The 16,486-nt window shown below is 65.2% G+C and carries 14 protein-coding genes; 4 read left to right on the top strand and 10 right to left on the bottom strand.

The features are described 5' to 3' along the window. The first annotated feature begins 28 nt into the window (after positions 1-28). Entirely contained in the window at positions 29-310 is a 282-nt protein-coding gene (locus tag ACZ5YA_RS21795) for a (2Fe-2S)-binding protein (RefSeq protein WP_054455575.1), read from the top strand. A gap of 30 nt (positions 311-340) precedes the next feature. On the opposite strand, the gene ACZ5YA_RS21790 is transcribed toward ACZ5YA_RS21795, so the two are convergent. Continuing rightward, positions 341-1,198 carry a LysR substrate-binding domain-containing protein gene (locus ACZ5YA_RS21790; protein WP_059376701.1) on the bottom strand — a complete coding sequence of 286 codons (858 nt, stop codon included), beginning with the start codon at positions 1,196-1,198 and terminating at the stop codon, positions 341-343. Positions 1,199-1,326: 128 nt separating this feature from the next. On the opposite strand from ACZ5YA_RS21790, the gene ACZ5YA_RS21785 reads away from it, so the two are divergent. After that, positions 1,327-2,241, top strand: a complete 915-nt coding sequence (locus tag ACZ5YA_RS21785; protein ID WP_059376710.1) for a DMT family transporter — start codon at positions 1,327-1,329, stop codon at positions 2,239-2,241. A gap of 366 nt (positions 2,242-2,607) precedes the next feature. Continuing rightward, complete coding sequence (gene bfr, locus ACZ5YA_RS21780; protein ID WP_013390908.1) at positions 2,608-3,084, top strand: bacterioferritin; 477 nt, start codon at positions 2,608-2,610, stop codon at positions 3,082-3,084. 81 nt (positions 3,085-3,165) lie between these two features. On the opposite strand, the gene ACZ5YA_RS21775 is transcribed toward bfr, so the two are convergent. The 4 genes from ACZ5YA_RS21775 to ACZ5YA_RS21760 form a co-directional block, all read right to left on the bottom strand. Continuing rightward, on the bottom strand, positions 3,166-3,852 hold the full coding sequence (locus ACZ5YA_RS21775; RefSeq protein WP_187524009.1) for a hypothetical protein: 687 nt from the start codon (positions 3,850-3,852) through the stop codon (positions 3,166-3,168). Between the two features lie 24 nt (positions 3,853-3,876). Continuing rightward, complete coding sequence (locus ACZ5YA_RS21770; protein WP_054455568.1) at positions 3,877-5,484, bottom strand: peptide chain release factor 3; 1,608 nt, start codon at positions 5,482-5,484, stop codon at positions 3,877-3,879. A 110-nt stretch (positions 5,485-5,594) separates the two neighbouring features. After that, the gene (locus ACZ5YA_RS21765; RefSeq protein ID WP_059376713.1) at positions 5,595-6,224 is read right to left on the bottom strand and encodes a LysE family translocator; all 630 of its coding nucleotides are present in this window, start codon (positions 6,222-6,224) and stop codon (positions 5,595-5,597) included. A 33-nt stretch (positions 6,225-6,257) separates the two neighbouring features. After that, positions 6,258-7,784, bottom strand: a complete 1,527-nt coding sequence (locus ACZ5YA_RS21760) for a DEAD/DEAH box helicase (RefSeq protein WP_187774072.1) — start codon at positions 7,782-7,784, stop codon at positions 6,258-6,260. A gap of 304 nt (positions 7,785-8,088) precedes the next feature. Between ACZ5YA_RS21760 and ACZ5YA_RS21755 the strand changes: the two genes are divergently transcribed. Beyond that, positions 8,089-9,561: a YdgA family protein gene (locus ACZ5YA_RS21755; RefSeq protein ID WP_280014482.1), complete on the top strand. Its 1,473-nt coding sequence runs from the start codon at positions 8,089-8,091 to the stop codon at positions 9,559-9,561. A 90-nt stretch (positions 9,562-9,651) separates the two neighbouring features. Here ACZ5YA_RS21755 and ACZ5YA_RS21750 read toward each other — a convergent pair whose 3' ends face one another. The 5 genes from ACZ5YA_RS21750 to ACZ5YA_RS21730 form a co-directional block, all read right to left on the bottom strand. Further along, entirely contained in the window at positions 9,652-10,860 is a 1,209-nt protein-coding gene (locus ACZ5YA_RS21750) for a metal-dependent hydrolase family protein (protein ID WP_464091222.1), read from the bottom strand. A 25-nt stretch (positions 10,861-10,885) separates the two neighbouring features. After that, the gene (locus ACZ5YA_RS21745; RefSeq protein WP_118933470.1) at positions 10,886-12,613 is read right to left on the bottom strand and encodes an ABC transporter ATP-binding protein; all 1,728 of its coding nucleotides are present in this window, start codon (positions 12,611-12,613) and stop codon (positions 10,886-10,888) included. Positions 12,614-12,620: 7 nt separating this feature from the next. Further along, entirely contained in the window at positions 12,621-13,547 is a 927-nt protein-coding gene (locus ACZ5YA_RS21740; RefSeq protein ID WP_059376724.1) for an ABC transporter permease, read from the bottom strand. Between the two features lie 10 nt (positions 13,548-13,557). Next, on the bottom strand, positions 13,558-14,529 hold the full coding sequence (locus ACZ5YA_RS21735) for an ABC transporter permease (RefSeq protein ID WP_464091221.1): 972 nt from the start codon (positions 14,527-14,529) through the stop codon (positions 13,558-13,560). Positions 14,530-14,646: 117 nt separating this feature from the next. Next, positions 14,647-16,254, bottom strand: a complete 1,608-nt coding sequence (locus ACZ5YA_RS21730; RefSeq protein WP_059376729.1) for an ABC transporter substrate-binding protein — start codon at positions 16,252-16,254, stop codon at positions 14,647-14,649. Positions 16,255-16,486: the final 232 nt, after the last annotated feature.

The raw sequence follows: 16,486 nt of genomic DNA, 5'->3' as shown, positions 1-16,486 counted from the left end.
AGCAGAATAATTTTCGATAATTATTCTCATGTACATTTGCGTATGTAATGCCATCACCGAACGCCAAGTCCGCGCCAGCGTGGACGCGGGCGCGACGACGCTTTCCGACCTGCAATTCGAGCTGGGCGTGGCTACGTGCTGCGGCTGCTGCGCGGCTACCGCCACCGAATACCTGCCAGGCGGCCGCTGCTCCAGCGTGTGCGACGTGCGTTCCATTGCCGTTCCGGTCAATCCTCCGGCCGCTTTGGTCGAGTCGGGCGCGCCTGCTGCCAACAGCAGCTTCCCGATTCCCCTGGTCGCGATCGCCTGAGGATAGTCGTTTCTTTCCGGCTCGCTGCCGTCACGCAGCGGGCCGCGTCGCTTCTTTCTCGCAGAATTCCCGGATAGCCATTGCCAGCTGACGCGCAGGCTCGCGCACCGTGTCGGCCAGGCATAGCGCCAGTTCGGTCGAGGGCACCGCAGGCAGGCCCGCATCGATGATCCGATGGTCCGGCAAGAGGCAGCGCCGCTCCAGCAGCGCCACCCCCAACCCCCCAGTCAATGCCGCTTGCAAGCCCATCAGGTTCGGGCTTTCGTAGGCGATGCGCCAGTGCCGGCCCGCAGCTTCCAGGGCATGGATGGCGCGGTTGCGGTAGATGCAGCCCTGCGGAAACGCGACCAGCGGTACCGGCTCGGTTGCCGGGACGTCCAGCCCCGGGGCGCCGATCCAATGCAATTGTTCGGGCCAGGCGGCCAACGCGGCGCCCGCGCCGGGCTCGCGCTTGAGCAGCGCCACGTCCAGGTCGCCGCGTTCCAGTGCGCGGGTGAGCGCCGAGGTCAGGTCGCAGCGGACCGATAGCCGCACGCCCGGACGGGACCGCGCAAATTCCGATACCAGGATGGTCAGCGTGTCGGCCGCGAAGTCGTCCGGGATACCCAGCCGGATCACGTCCACGCGCTTGCGTCCGCTGACGGCTTCCCGGACCTCCGTGGACAGGGCCAGCATCCGCCGCGCGTAACCCAGAAGCCGTTCGCCGTCCTCGGTCAGCGAGACCTGGCGGCCTTCGCGCACGAACAGTGCGCATTCCAAGGATTCCTCCAGCTTGCGGATCTGCTGGCTGACGGTGGATTGGCTGCGGTGCACGCGTTCGCCCGCCGCCGTGAAGCCGCCGGCATCCACGACGGACACGAAACTGTGCAAAAGATCGAGGTCTGGCATCGGCCGCTCCATGCATTCATTTTTTAAATACTTTCGATCCGAATAAAGAGTTTGTCAATGGATTGGCGGCCGCGCAGAATTCGTCCATCCGCCGCCACCGCGGCTCAGCGCCACCTTCCGGACTCATCATGAAGGCCACCTCGACCCTTTCTGCCGCCGCCCTTCCCGCTCAAGCCTCGCCGGGCATCAGTTGGGCGCCCATCGCAGCGTTTTGCTTTCTGTGGAGCTCGGCGTTCGCCGCGGCCAAGATCGCCGTGCGGGACTGTCCGCCGCTGACCTTGCTGACCATCCGCTTCCTGATCGCGGGAGCGTTGATGCTGGGCCTGGCGGCAGCGAGCGGCCGTTGGAAGATGCCGGGCGCGCGTGACCTGGCCGCGCTGATCCTGTTGGGGGCGCTGAACAACGCGCTGTACCTGGGCCTGAGCTGGTCGGGCATGACGACGGTGTCGTCGGCGTTCACTGCGGTGCTGATCAGCACCAACCCGCTGCTTATCGGCGTGCTGGCCGGTCCGGTGCTGGGCGAGCGGCTGGGTTGGCGCAAGCTGCTGGGCCTGTGCCTGGGATTGGCGGGCGTGGCCTTGGTGCTGCGTTCGCGCTTGTCGGGCATGCAGGAGGACCTGCATGGCACGCTGCTGGTCACGGGTGGCCTGGTGGCGCTGGTGGCGGGCACGCTGCTCTACAAGCGTTTGAAGCCGTCCTCGGGCCTGTGGACGTCCACGGGCATACAGTCCCTGGCCGGCGCCGCAGCCTTGCTGCCCTTCGCGTTGATGCACGAGAACATCGGTGACGCGCGCATGACCGCCAGCCTGTTCTGGAGCATGGCCTACATGATCGTCGCGGTGTCGATGGGCGGCTACTACCTGTGGTTCATGATCCTGGGCCGTGCCAGCGCCACGGCGGCGAGCGCGCTGCATTTCCTGATGCCGCCGCTGGGCCTGCTGTTCGGGTGGCTGGTGCTGGGTGAGCACGTGTCGTGGCTGGATTTGATGGGCATCGTTCCGATCGCGTTGGGCATCTGGTTGGCGACGCGGCGCGCCGAGTAACGCGCCGCCGCAGCCGGGGTTGCCGATCCGCAACGAAACGCCGCCGGCCGCAAGCTGGCGCGTTTCGTGCAGGCAGATGGCATATCGGCGCATGCGGTTGTGCCGATCGGACGACGGATTCCGCCGCATCGCGCAGCGTCAGGCCGCGCAGGCATTGATGCGCGTATGCAAGGCATCAGGCACGCATACTCATTCTCATTAGCTTGTCGCTTTCTTGTAGCGGTCCTAAAGCGGTTTACCAAATACAGCGCAAGGCTAGGCGCGGCCCCGCGCCAGATGGTAGTCTGCCGGGGTTGCGTACGCGCGGCATCGTGCGCTCCTTTGTCGCGATGCATCTGCGTCGCGCCTGACTGCAAGGAGTCCATCATGAAAGGCGACAAAACCGTCATCCAGTTCCTGAACAAGCAACTGACCAACGAACTGACGGCCATCAACCAGTATTTCCTGCATGCCCGCATGCTGAACCATTGGGGCTTCGACAAGCTGGGCAAGCACGAGTACGAAGAGTCCATCGGCGAAATGAAGCATGCGGATCGCTTGATCGCGCGCATCTTCATGCTGGACGGCCTGCCCAACCTGCAGGACCTGCACAAGCTGCTGATCGGCGAGGACGTGCCGGAATTGTTGGCCTGTGACCTGAAGCTGGAGCAAGGCGCGCAGGCGACCGTGAAGGAAGCGATCGCGCATTGCGAATCGGTCCGCGACTATGTCTCGCGCGATCTGTTCCAGGACATCCTGGACGACACCGAAGAGCACATCGACTATCTGGAGACGCAGATCGACCTGATCGACAAGGTCGGCATCCAGAACTATCTGCAAAGCCAGATGTCCGTGCCGGAGTAATGTTCCGGACATAAAAATGGAGCCCCGTGGGGCTCCATTTTTTTTGTCGGTGCCACGCGGCGCATGCCGCGCGCCGATACGTCAATTCGGGCGAGCCGGGCACTCGGCCATGGTGCCCCAGGCGCGGTTGGGCCCGCAGTACTTGTTGCGCGCGGCCCAGGAGCACGAGGGGCGCTCGAAGAAGCCTTGCGTGGCGCAATGCGCGAGTTCGCGCTTGAGCGCGTCCTGCCAGCCCAGGGCGCCGGGCGCCTGAGCGGTGTTCGGGGGCGGCGGGGGCGCCTGGACCATTTGCGGCGTGCCGTAGCCACCGGCCTGGACCTGGCCGCCATTGATGGCGGTGGACGTGCCGGGAGCCTGCAGATCCAGTGTGCTGACGTCAGACGCGCCCGAGGGTAGCGGCACTTGCGAAGCCGCCGCGATTTCGCGGGCCTGATCCGGACTGATGCGTTCGCGCGAGATCTTCACCGCGGGATCGCTGACGCTGTCGAACAGGGACACGGTGTTGACCTGCCACTCGCGGTCGGACGGCTTGTCGGGCACGCCCAAGGTGCCGTCGATGCGCGGCTGCGGAGGCTGGGCCACGTAAGGACGGCCGTTGGCATCCAGCACGGGTTGCTGGGATGCCGCGGCATCCTGGCCAGGAGCGGGCGCGGCCACCGGCGCATGCGCCACCAGCCAATCACCCAGTTGAATACCGCCCCAGGCCGACGCGCCAAGCGCGATCAGGAGCGTTGCGAATAAGAAACGCCAAGACATTGCTACCCTCATCTGCCGTGCGGGACCCCAACGGGTCTACGCTTTGTCTCCGAAAACCTTGCCGCCGTGCTCCCGCATGGCATGGAATTTCACATCGGGATACAGTTCCTCGGCCACGCGCAACTGCGCGGGAGAACCGATCAAAAACGCCGCCGCATCCACAACATCATAGGCGATATGGGCGGCATTGGCATCCATGAACTTGCGCAGCGCCTTGGGGTTTTCAGACGTAATCCAACGTGCCATTGTGTAGCGGGAAGGCAGCATCCGCGCGTCCACGCCGTACTCGGTCTTCAGGCGGTGCGCGACCACTTCGAACTGCAGTTGTCCGACTGCGCCCAGCAGCAGCGAGCCGCCGGCGGCCTCGGGACGGAACACCTGGATGGCCCCTTCCTCGCCCAACTGGGTGAGGCCGGTACGCAACTGTTTGGTGCGCAGCGGGTCTTTCACTTCCACGGCCTGGAACAGCTCGGGGGCGAAGAACGGCAGACCGGTGAACTGCAGCGTCTCGCCTTCGGTCAGCACGTCGCCCAGTTGCAGCACGCCGTGGTTGGGAATGCCGATCACGTCGCCGGCATAGGCCTCGTCCAGCAGCTCGCGCCGCTGCGATAGGAAGGACACCACGTTGTTGGGGCGCATTTCCTTGTTGGTGCGCGCGACCTTCAGGCGCATGCCGCGCTCGAAGCGGCCGGAGCTCACGCGCACGAACGCGACGCGGTCGCGGTGGGCGGGATCCATGTTGGCCTGCACCTTGAACACCACGCCGGTGAACTTGGGTTCCACGGGCTGCACCAGGCGCTGCATGGACTCGCGCGGGCCCGGGGGCGGCGCCTGTTCGACCAGCGCGTCCAGCACTTCCTGCACGCCGAAGTTGTTGATGGCGGAGCCGAAGAACACGGGTGTCTGCTTGCCGGCCAGGAACTGCTCGCGGTCGAAGGCGGGCGCGGCTTCGTTGATGAGTTCGATCTCGCCGCTGGCCTGCTCGAACGCCGAGCCGAAGCGCCGGGCGATTTCGGGATTGCTCAGGCCTTCGATGAAGTCGTCCTTGTCCGAGCGGCGCTCCTGGCCAGGACGGAACACGCGCATGCGGTCCTGGCGGATGTCGAACACGCCGCCGAAAGCCTTGCCCATGCCGACCGGCCAGGAGAACGGCACCGCGTCCATGCCCAGGTGGCCTTCGATCTCGGACAGCAGTTCCAAAGGTTCGCGCACTTCGCGGTCCATCTTGTTGATGAACGTGATGATGGGCGTGTTGCGCGCGCGGCAGACCTGCAAGAGGCGGATGGTTTGCGGTTCCACGCCGTTGGCGGCGTCGATCACCATGAGCGCGGCGTCCACCGCCGTCAGCACCCGGTACGTGTCTTCGGAGAAGTCCGCGTGGCCCGGGGTGTCGAGCAGGTTGATGACGCAATCGCGGTATTCCATCTGCATCACCGAGGACGCCACGGAAATGCCGCGCTGCTTTTCGATTTCCATCCAGTCGGACGAGGCATGGCGCGAAGCCTTGCGCGCCTTGACGCTGCCGGCGATCTGGATCGCGCCTGCGAACAGCAACAGCTTTTCGGTCAGTGTCGTCTTGCCCGCGTCGGGGTGGGAAATGATGGCGAACGTACGGCGCCGCGCTACTTCGTGAGGGATGTTCATGATCGGAAGGATTTTACTTGGCGCCGCTTTTGGGCCCGGCGCGGTCCGGTATCGGGCATGAAAACGCGCGGGGCATGCACCGTCGCCGGCGCATGCCCCGCGCATGAGGTTCAGGAATGGCGGCGGAACGAAGCCAGGAACACGCCGGCCAGGATGAAGAGCGAGCCGAAGGTCCGGTTCATCCAGCGGATATGCTTGGCGCTGCGCAGCAGGCGCAGCACGCGCGCCGCCAGCAGCGTGTACACGCCCATGGCCACCAGGTCGGTGAACGCCAGCGTGGCGGCGATGGCCGCGTATTGCTGCGTCAGCGGCAGCGCGGTGTCCACGAACTGCGGCACCACGGCCAGCAGGAACACCGTGCCCTTGGGGTTCATGGTGTTGATCAGGAAACCGCGCAGCACCAGTTCACGGATCGTGGCGCGCTTGGGGTCGCCGGAATCCACCGTGACAGGCGCCGCATCCGTGCGGATCTGGCGCACGCCCAGGTAGATCAGGTAGGCCACACCCAGGTACTTGACCACGTTGAAGGCCATCTCGGACGTGGCCAGCACCGCGCCCAGGCCCACGGCCACCACCACGAACTGGAACAGGATGCCCATGATCAGGCCGGCCGTGTTCCAGTAGCCGCGCGCAAAGCCGTATTTCAGGCCGGAGGACATCGCCGAGATCGCGCCCGCGCCAGGCGAGAACGAAATGGCCCAGGAGGCCAGGAAGAACGTCAACCAGGTAGATAAGGGCATGGCGCGGGTCCGTGGGGGGCGGTTGCGGTGATATTACTTGCTCAGCAGCGCGGCGCGCGGCGCGCCCGCGGGGCGTCCGGAACCGCCATTGCCTGCGGCACGGCCGGAGCCTTCCGGACGGCGGTGGTTCTGCTGCGGACGGCCTTCGTTGCGGCCAGCGTGGGCCGGACGGTCGGCGGGCTTGCCGTCGCGCGAGCCATGGTTGGCGCGGCCTTCGCCGCCGGCACGGGCCGGGGCGGGGGCGCGGCCGCCAGCCGCGGCGCGGGACTGGCCCTGGCCTTGGGCCGGCCGCGAGCGGCCGCCGTTGCCATTGCCGTTGCCGCTACGGCCGCCATTGCGGCCGCCGCCGCCGCGCGGGCTGCGGTTGTCTTCGTCGCGTTCCTGGCGGTCGAAAGCCGCGGCGGTCGTGGCCGGCGGCGTCCAGCCTTCCACGGGCTTGCGCTCGATGGTCTTCTTGATCAGGCGCTCGATGTCCTTCAACAGCTTGATTTCGCTGTTGTCGACCAGCGAGACCGCGGCGCCGGTGGCGCCGGCGCGGCCGGTGCGGCCAATGCGGTGCACGTAGTCTTCAGGCACGTTGGGCAGTTCGAAGTTCACCACCTGGGGCAGTTGGTCGATGTCCAGGCCGCGGGCGGCGATGTCGGTCGCGACCAGCACCGTCACGGTGCTGTCCTTGAAGCCGGCCAGGGCGCGGGTACGGGCCGATTGGCTCTTGTTGCCGTGGATGGCGGCGGCGGTCAGGCCGTCCTTGACCAGCTTTTCGGCCAGGCGGTTGGCGCCGTGCTTGGTGCGGGTGAACACCAGCACCTGGTGCCAGCCGCTTTCGCGGATGATGTGGCTGATGAGGTCGCGCTTGTGGTGCTGTTCCACCATGTGCACCGTCTGGGTGACCAGCTCGGTGGCGGTGTTGCGCGGGGTGACGGAGACTTCGCCCGGATTGTTCAGCACGCCGCGCGCCAGGGTGCGGATCTCGTCGGAGAAGGTGGCCGAGAACAGCAGGTTCTGACGCTGCTTGGGCAGCAGCGCGAGGACCTTGCGGATGTCGCGGATGAAGCCCATGTCCAGCATGCGGTCGGCTTCGTCCAGCACCAGGATCTCGACGCCGGACAGGTCCACGGTCTTCTGGCCGCAGTGGTCCAGCAGGCGGCCGGGGGTGGCGACCAGGATGTCCAGCGGCTTTCTCAGCGCGGAGATCTGGGGGTTGATATTGACGCCGCCGAACATCACCATGGAGGACAGCGGGGTGTACTTGCCATAGGTCTGCACCGATTCCTCGACCTGCGCGGTCAACTCACGCGTCGGGGTCAGGATCAGGCAGCGCGGACGGCCGGGCTTGCGCAGCTCGGGTTTTTTCTGCATCAGCAGGTGCAGGATGGGCAGCGTGAAGCCGGCGGTCTTGCCGGTGCCCGTCTGTGCGGCGGCGAGCAGGTCGCCACCCTTGAGGACCTGGGGAATGGCCTGGGCCTGAATGGGGGTGGGCGCGGTGTAGCCGGTTTCGGCAATGGCGCGCAACAGGGAATCAGCCAGCCCGAGGTCGGCAAAAGGGGAAGAGGTAGTCAAAACAACTCCAGCGGCAGCCCGTCGCTCAAGTTGAGAGACTCCAATCCAGGCGGACGAATAAAGGAGAAAAGGGAAGCGCCCTGATGGGCGAAGCTCGGCAGCGAAGGGCCTAGCGGACGTGCGCAGATTGGCAAAACGCACCGACGGATTGTAGCTGATGTGGCGTTGCAGCACCGCCCGGGCGGGCCAGTTCTGTATCAATAAGCAACACATTGCTGCGCCTTTGCACGAAATAAGTGTTTTCCCTAGGCTGCAATCCCTATAATCCGTCCGCTTTCATCCATTTGAAGAATAAAGGATCGCAATGAAAAAATCGGCAATTGTGGGCGTAGTCGTCGCGCTGGGCGCAGTATGGACCGGCACGGCTTGGTATACGGGCCAGAAGGCCGAGGCTTTCGTCAAGCAATCGATCGAGCAGGCCAACCTTGAACTGAAGAAGGTCGGCGAAAAGTGGGGCGTGACCCCCGTGGTTGAGCTGGTGTCCTTCGACCGTGGCGTGTTCTCGTCCACCGAGCGCTACCGCATCAAGTTCACCGAGGCGCCCGCCGAGGGCCAGCCGGTCACGGAGCACGAGCTGCTGTTCGTCGAGCACCTGGACCATGGACCTTTCCCGCTGTCCAACCTGAAGTCGGGTTCCTTCGCGCCCGCCATGGTGGCCAGCCGCTTCCAGCTGGAAGAAACGCCCCTGGTCAAGGAATGGTTCGCCGCCGCCAAGGGCGCGGTGCCGCTGTCCGGCGCCTATAGCGTCAGCTACGCCAAGAACATCAGCGGCAACTTCGACATGGCTCCGGTCGAGTTCGCCAAGGATGCCAACAGCCTGAAGTTCTCGGGCATGAAGGGCGACGTGACCTACGCCACCGGCAGCAAGCACGGCACGGTCGCGCTGAAGGCCGACAGCCTGACGCTGGCGGGCGAATCCGAAGAAAGCGACATCGTCAGCATGGCCATGACCGGCCTGACCTTGACCAGCGACATGACGCCGGCGTCGAACGACATGTATGTCGGCAGCCAGAAGGTCGCGCTCAAGAACTGGACCATCACGTCCAAGGAAAAGCCGCCGGTCCAGCTCAAGGACACCGCGATCACCGTCGACATGACCGAAGCCAACTCGCTCATGGGCGTGAAGATGGCCATGGATTTCGGCATGATCAACGTGCAAGAAAAGGACATGGCCGGCCTGAAGCTGGTGCTGGACGCGCAGAAGCTGGATTCGAAGGCCTTCAAGGCGTTGAACGACGTCTATGAAGCCGCTTCGCGCCGCATGATGCAAAGCAAGGGCGAAGAGCAGTCGCCCCAGTTCACGGACGAAGAAAAGCAGGTCATCAAGACCAACGTCGAACTGCTGCTGGCCGGCAACCCGACGCTGGCGGTGTCGCCGCTGGAAGTGCGCACGGCCAACGGTACGTCGACCTTCAACCTGGACCTGGACATGGCCAAGCCGGCCTCGCTGGACGGTGAGTTCGCCGACACGCTGAAGCAGGTGATCCGCAAGCTCAACGCCAAGCTGGTGCTGTCCAAGGGCAACCTGAGCGACCTGATGGCCATCGAACCCCAGGTGCGCGGCGTGCCGGCCGAGCAGGCTCAGCAGACCGCCAAGGGCCAGGCTGAAATGGTTGGCACCATGGCCACCGCCATGGGCATGGCCAAGGTCGAAAACAACAACATCGTGACCTACCTGAACTACGCTGACGGCCAGGTCGACTTCAACGGCAAGAAGATGCCGGTCGAACAGTTCCTGATGATGGTCATGAGCGGCGCGATGGGCGGCGCCCGCTAAGCCGGCCAGTCTCTCGCATCGAGCTGTACAAAGGCCGCCGCGCCCAGGGCGCGGCGGCCTTTTTTTATTGCGGGCCGAGGCTGTTGCGTTTCAGCGCGGCAAGGCGCCGGCAGCCACTTCGCCGTTGCGCAGCACCGCGACGTGGAAGCGCTTGTCGGCCGCCTTCATGATGTCCTCGGTGGGATCGCCCTGCACCAGCAGCAGATCGGCCACGTTGCCCTCGGCGATGGCGCCATGCTGGTCCATGCCCATCAGGTCATGTCCGCGCGAGGTGCCGGCGATCAGCGCGTCCACGGGCGTCATGCCGAACTCGACCATGTAGGCGAGTTCCATGGCGTTCTCGCCGTGCAGGTTGAACGGGGTGCCGGCGTCGGTGCCCAGCGCGATGCGCCCGCCTGCCTTGTAGTACATCTGGAACGACTCGCGGTGGCGTTGCTCCACCGCGCGCGCCTTCTCGACCGCGTAGGCGGGGATGCCGTTGTCGGCGTTGGCGATGATGTTGCGCACCGCGGCGATGGTGGGCACCAGATAGGTCTGGGCGTCCAGCATCTCGCGCAGGCATTCGTCGTCCATGAATATGCCGTGCTCGATGGAATCGATGCCGGCGCGCACCGCATTCAGGATGCCCAGCGTGCCCTGCGCATGGCTGGCGGTGCTCTTGCGAAAGCGCTTGGCCTCATGCACGCCGGCCTTCATTTCGTCGAAGCTGTAGTGCGCGTCCATGGGGCTGACGCCTGGCGTCATGACACCGCCCGTGGCCATGATCTTCACCAGGTCGCTGCCGGCGTGGACCTGTTCGCGCACCGCCTTGATCACGTCCTCACAGCCGTCGGCCACGCGGCCGATGCGGTTGCCGTGGCCGCCCGTCATGCAGATGATGCGGCCCGAAGCCCTGATCGTGGGGCCGGGGAACACGCCGCGCGCGATGGCGTCGCGCACGCCGAATTCCAGGTAGTCCTTGCCGCCGCAATCGCGCAGCGCGGTGACGCCGCCGCGCAGGCTGGCCTGGGCGTTCTCCAGCGCCGTCAGCGTGATCTGCGCGGGGCCTTGCTTGCTCAGTTGCGCATTGGGATCCGCGCCGCCGGTGTAGACCAGATGGACGTGACAGTCGGCCAGGCTGGGCATCAGCGTCATGCCGTCCGTGCGCACGGTCGCGCCGGCATAGCCGGAAAACTCGCCGGCCGGCGCCACGCGCGCCACGTGCCGGCCGTCGACCAGCACGCCGTGGTTGGGCAGCAGCGTGCCCTTGCCGTCGAAAACCTGGCCGCCTATGAACAGGGTCTGTCGTGTCGCCGTCATGTCTCGCTCCGGGTTGCGCCTGGCGCTACCCCGCCACGTCCAGCCCCTCGCGGGACATGGATTGCAGGCGGGGCATGAGGCCAAGCAGGTGTTGGCTGTAGGGATGCTGCGGACGTTCGAAGAGGTCTTCGGTGTTGGCCACTTCCAGCAGTTCGCCATAGCGCATCACGCCCACGCGGTCGCACATCTGGCGGATCACCGGCAGGTCGTGGCTGATGAACAGCATGGTCAGCCCGAGTTCTTCCTGCAGGTCCTTCAGCAGGTTCAGGATCTGCGCCTGGATGGACACGTCCAATGCCGAGGTCGGTTCGTCGCAGATCAGGAAACGCGGTCGCGTGGCCAACGCGCGCGCGATGCAGATGCGCTGGCGTTGGCCGCCCGAGAACTCGTGCGGAAAGCGCTCGGCGGCGCGATCGGCCAGGCCCACCACGTCCAGCAGGTCGGCCACGATGCGGCGCGTTTCCGCTTCGCTGGCCGCCAGCTTGTGGAAGCGGATCGGCTCGGCCACGATGTCCAGTACCCGCATGCGCGGATTGAGCGAAGAGAACGGATCCTGGAAGATCATCTGGATCTGCCGCCGGAATGGGTTCAGCTGTTTCTCGCCCTTGAGCGCGGTCAGGTCCGTGCCGCCGAAATTGACCGAGCCTTCGCTCGGCGTGTAGAGGCCGGAGATCAGCCGCGCCACCGTGGACTTGCCCGAACCGGACTCGCCCACCAGGCCGAAGACCTCGCCCTCGCCGATGGAGAAATTGACGCGTTTGACGGCGTCCAGCGTGCGCTGGTTGCGCTTGAGCAGGGCGTTCTTCAATACGAAACGCATGCTCAGGTCGTTGACCTGCACCAGCGGTCCGCCGGTGCGCGCGCCGAAGTCGCGGCGCTGGCCCAGCCAGTGCGTGGCCAGGTCCAGCGGTTGCGCCGGCTTCTTTACGTCCTCGATGTAAGTTACCAGCGGGAAGCGCCGCAGCTTGATGTCGGGACGCGGCACGGCCGAGATCAGGCTGCGCGTGTAGGGATGGTCGGGGTCGCCCAGGATCTTGGATGTGGGGCCTTGTTCCACCAGCTTGCCGTGGTACAGCACCGCCACGCGGTCCGTCACGTCCGCGATCACGCCCATGTCGTGCGTGATGATGATCATGCCCACCTGCTCTTCACGGCACAGCTTCTTGAGCAGTTCCAGGATCTGCGCCTGGATCGACACGTCGAGCGCGGTGGTGGGTTCGTCGGCGATGATGACTTCGGGCTCGCAGCACAGCGCCAGCGCGATCACCACGCGTTGCCGCATGCCGCCGGAGAACTGGTGCGGGTATTGCTTGACGCGCAGTTCCGGCTTGTCGATGCCGACCTGCGCCAACAACTGCACCGCGCGCTTCTGCGCTTCGGCGTGCGACAGGTTCAGGTGCACCTGCATGGTTTCGACCAGCTGGCTCTCGACTGTCTGCAGGGGATCCAGCGAGGTCAGCGGATCCTGGAAGATCATGCCGATGCGGCGGCCGCGCACCTTGCGCTGTTGCGCCGGGTTCAGCGTGTCGATGCGTTCGCCGTTCAGCAGCACGGAGCCGCCCGCCAGGCGGCCAGGAGCCTCCAGCAGGCCGATCACGGCGTTGCCGATGGTGGACTTGCCGGCGCCGGATTCACCCACCACGCCCAGGATTTCGCCTTTCTCCAGGGACAGCGAGACGCCGTCCACGGCTACCAGCGTGCCGCGGCGGCTGGGGAATTCGATGCGGATATCTTCGATGTTCAACAGGGCCATGGCGTCCTCAGCGCAGCTTGGGGTTGAGCGCGTCGCGCAGCCAGTCGCCCAGCAGGTTGACCGACAGCACCAGCGCCACCAGCGCGATGCCGGGGAAGATGGAGATCCACCACATGCCCGAGAACAGGTAGCTGTTGCCGATGCGGATCAGCGTACCCAGCGATGGCGCCGTGGGTGGCACGCCCACGCCCAGGAAGGACAGCGTGGCTTCGGTGATGATGGCGATGGCCAGGTGGATGGTGGCGATGACCAGCACCGGTCCCATCACGTTGGGCAGGATGTGGCGGCGCAGGATGGTGAAGGGGCCGATGCCGATGAGGCGCGCCGCCTGCACGTATTCCTTGTTGCGTTCCACGAGCGTGGAGCCGCGCACGGTGCGCGCGTATTGCACCCAGCCGGAGATGCCGATGGCGAAGATCAGCACGTAGAGCGCGAGCTGGTCGTGCATGTCGCGCGGCAGGAGGCCGCGCGCCACGCCGTCGATCAGCAGCGCCACCAGGATGGCGGGAAACGAGAGCTGCACGTCGGCGATGCGCATGATGAAGCTGTCGATGCGGCCGCCGGCGTAGCCGCTGATAAGGCCCAGCGTCACGCCCAGCACCATCGAGAACAGCACCGAGGCGAAGCCCACCAGCAGCGACACGCGCGAGCCATACAGCACCGCCGACAGGATGTCGCGGCCCTGGTCGTCGGTGCCCAGCAGGAAGTCGGGACTGCCGCCCTCTTCCCAGGCCGGCGGCGTATTGGCGTCCATGATGCTCAGGGACGCCAGGTCAAAGGGGTTGTGCGGCGCGACCACGGGGGCGAACAGCGCGCCCAGCAGGATGGCCAGCGTGACGATCGCGGCGATGATGGCGCCGGGCGAACGCTTGAAGCTGTGCCAGAGGTCGCTGTCGGCGGCGCGGGCGAAGAAGGGAGCGATGCGAGCAATCATGATGAGTCCTTTACTTGCTCTGCACGCGCAGACGCGGGTCCACGGCGAAGTACAGCAGGTCCACGACCAGGTTGATGACCACGAACATGAAGGCGATCAGCACCAGATAGGCCGCCATGACGGGGATGTCCACCATGCTGATGGCCTGGATGAACAGCAGGCCCATGCCCGGCCACTGGAACACGGTTTCCGTGATGATGGCGAAGGCGATGATGGAGCCGAGCTGCAGGCCCGTGATGGTGATGACGGGCACCATGGTGTTCTTCAACGCATGGCGGAAATTGATCAGCCGTTCCGGCAGGCCGCGGGCGCGCGCGAACTTGATGAAGTCGGCGCGCAGCACTTCCAGCATCTCGGCGCGCACCAGCCGCATGATCAGGGTCATCTGGAACAGCGCCAGCGTGATGGCCGGCATGATCAGCGCCAGCCAGCCTGATTTGGTCAGAAAACCGGTGGTCCACCATCCCAGGCTGACCACGTCGCCGCGCCCGAAGCTGGGCAGCCATCGCAGCTGCACGCCGAAGAACAGGATGAGCAGGATGCCGATGAGGAAGGTGGGCAGCGAGATGCCGGCCAGCGAGATCGCCATGAAGGCCTTGGACAGCACGCCGTGGCGCTTGAGCGCGGTGTAGATGCCCATGGGTATGCCCAGGGCCAGCGCCATTACGGCAGATACGAAGGACAGTTCCAGCGTGGCCGGCATGCGCTCTTCGAGCAGTTCGCTGACGGGTCGGCGATGGCGGTACGACATGCCGAAGTCGCCGCGCACGGCGTTGGCCACGAAGTGCGCGTACTGCACCACGAAGGGATCGTCCAGGCCCAGCTGTTCACGCAGTTCCGCGCGTTGTTCAGAGGTGGTGTCCTGGCCCACCATGCTGGCTATCGGGTCGCCCACATAGCGGAACATGGCGAACGCGATCAGCGCCACCGTCAACATCACCAGCACCGACTGGATAAGCCGTTGCGCAATAAAGGAAAGCATTATCGGGAGCCCTCGGATTCAGATGACGCCGGGCCGCGTTTCCCTCGGATAGTGGGAGCCGGGGCTGGGCCGGGCGCGCCCGGGCGGCATGCGCCGCCCGGGGTTCGCGTTGCCGGTTTACGGCAGGACGACGTCGCGCAGGTCGAGCACGTCGTCGGCGCGCTGAATGACCTTGATGTTGTCCTTCACGCCCCAGGACATGGGCTGCTGGTGCAGCGGCAGGTAGCCATAGTCGTTGCGCACGATCTCGAAGGCTTCCTTGATCATGGCGTTGCGCTTGGCCTGGTCGGTTTCGACGCCGATCTTGTCGGTGAGTTCGTCGACCTTCTTGTTGCAATAGCCGCCCAGGTTGAACTGGCCCGCCGCGGTCTTGGCATTGCGGCACGAGGTCAGGTTCAGCAGCGTGTTGTGCGCGTCGGTGGAGCTGGGCGTCCAGCCCAGCATGTACATGCTGGTCTGATTGCCGGCCTGCAGCAGGATCTTGCCGAAGTACTTCGACTTGGTCTGCGCCAGCAGGTTGATCTTGATGCCCACGCGCGCCAGCATGCCGGCGACGGCCTGGCAGACCTTCTCGTCGTTGACGTAGCGGTCGTTCGGGCAGTCCATGGTGACCGTGAAGCCCTTGGGATAGCCGGCCTCGGCCAGCAGCTTCTTGGCGCGTTCGGGATCCGGCTTGTACGGCGCGCCGAAGGAATCGTCATAGCCGTTGATGGCGGTGGCGATGAGCGAGCCCAGCGGCTTGGCCGCGCCGCGCATGATCTTCTCGTTGATGGCCTTGGTGTCCACGGCCAGCACCACGGCTTCGCGTACCTTCGGATCCTTGAAGGGGTTCTTGCCCTTCACGTCCGAGAACAGCAGCTCGTCGCGGTCCTGGTCCATGCCGATGAAGATGGCGCGCGCTTCGGGCGCGGTCAGCGGCTTGACGCCCTTGGCGTCTTCGAGGCGTTTCCAGTCCTGCACGGGCACCGGCTGCACCAGGTCCATTTCCCCGGAGATCAGCGCGGCCACGCGCGTCGCTTCCTGCGTGATGGGCTGGAAGATGACTTCGTCGACGTTGGTCTTGATGTTCTTGTTCCAGTAGCCGTCGTAGCGCTTGAGCACGGTCTTCACGTCGGGCTGGCGCGAGGCCAGCATGAAGGGGCCGGTGCCGTTGGCGTTGAGGTTGGCGTAGTTGCCCTGGTTGTCGCCCTTGACGTTGGTGGCTTCGGTGGTCTTGTTCTTTTCCGACCACGACTTGCTCATGATGTACAGGAACACCCATTCGCGCGGCAGGATCGGGTTGGGCGTGGGCGTGGTGACTTCGATGGTGTAGTCATCCACCTTCTTGATGTCGGAGGCCTTGGCGCCGTAGCCCTTCATGTCGGAACCCGGGGTCAGGCTGCGCTTCCAGGAGAAGATGACGTCGTCCGCCGTGAACGGTGAACCGTCATGGAATTTCACGCCCTTGCGCAGCTTGAACACCCACTTCGTGGGTTCGGGGTTTTCCCAGCTTTCCGCCAGCAGCGGAGTCAGTTTCAGATTGCCGTCGTAGCCGGCAAGCGTTTCGTAGATGTTGCCCTGGAAGCCCAGCGTGAACGTTTCGTTCAGGGCCATCGGATCCATGGACGTCGCATCGCCTTGGTAGGACCAGTGAAAGGTCTTGGCGGCCGCGCCGGCGCTGAATGCCAGCGATGCGGCGATGGCAGCGGCGAGCGCAGCTTGCTTCAGGTGGGGAAAAGTACGCATAGCCCTCATGCTCCGTGTGGTGCGCGGATAGCGCGACAGAAGTGACAGGGCCCCGGCCCCATGGGGATCCGGGGCATGGCGTTGCTGCTTACGACGAAAAACGGATTGGGGTCTGGCGGGACGCAGCGCGAACTGCGTGCGCGCCGGTGATGGCGCTGCCGGGTATCACTGCGTAGGACTTCGACTTCACGATAGACCCAACCCCTTGTGATTATCATGACGGGGACGGACC

It is taken from the genome of Achromobacter sp. JCM 18799, from assembly GCF_055395645.1.
Note: the sequence above shows the minus strand (reverse complement) of the source record. Positions and strands in the feature narration are given on the sequence as shown.

Excerpts from the sequence above, each read along its gene's own strand:
- ACZ5YA_RS21795 (WP_054455575.1), top strand. The coding sequence starts at position 29 with ATGTACATTTGCGTATGTAATGCCATCACCGAACGCCAAGTCCGCGCC.
- ACZ5YA_RS21790 (WP_059376701.1), bottom strand. The coding sequence starts at position 1,198 with ATGCCAGACCTCGATCTTTTGCACAGTTTCGTGTCCGTCGTGGATGCC.
- ACZ5YA_RS21785 (WP_059376710.1), top strand. The coding sequence starts at position 1,327 with ATGAAGGCCACCTCGACCCTTTCTGCCGCCGCCCTTCCCGCTCAAGCC.
- bfr (WP_013390908.1), top strand. The coding sequence starts at position 2,608 with ATGAAAGGCGACAAAACCGTCATCCAGTTCCTGAACAAGCAACTGACC.
- ACZ5YA_RS21775 (WP_187524009.1), bottom strand. The coding sequence starts at position 3,852 with ATGAGGGTAGCAATGTCTTGGCGTTTCTTATTCGCAACGCTCCTGATC.
- ACZ5YA_RS21770 (WP_054455568.1), bottom strand. The coding sequence starts at position 5,484 with ATGAACATCCCTCACGAAGTAGCGCGGCGCCGTACGTTCGCCATCATT.
- ACZ5YA_RS21765 (WP_059376713.1), bottom strand. The coding sequence starts at position 6,224 with ATGCCCTTATCTACCTGGTTGACGTTCTTCCTGGCCTCCTGGGCCATT.
- ACZ5YA_RS21755 (WP_280014482.1), top strand. The coding sequence starts at position 8,089 with ATGAAAAAATCGGCAATTGTGGGCGTAGTCGTCGCGCTGGGCGCAGTA.
- ACZ5YA_RS21750 (WP_464091222.1), bottom strand. The coding sequence starts at position 10,860 with ATGACGGCGACACGACAGACCCTGTTCATAGGCGGCCAGGTTTTCGAC.
- ACZ5YA_RS21745 (WP_118933470.1), bottom strand. The coding sequence starts at position 12,613 with ATGGCCCTGTTGAACATCGAAGATATCCGCATCGAATTCCCCAGCCGC.
- ACZ5YA_RS21740 (WP_059376724.1), bottom strand. The coding sequence starts at position 13,547 with ATGATTGCTCGCATCGCTCCCTTCTTCGCCCGCGCCGCCGACAGCGAC.
- ACZ5YA_RS21735 (WP_464091221.1), bottom strand. The coding sequence starts at position 14,529 with ATGCTTTCCTTTATTGCGCAACGGCTTATCCAGTCGGTGCTGGTGATG.
- ACZ5YA_RS21730 (WP_059376729.1), bottom strand. The coding sequence starts at position 16,254 with ATGCGTACTTTTCCCCACCTGAAGCAAGCTGCGCTCGCCGCTGCCATC.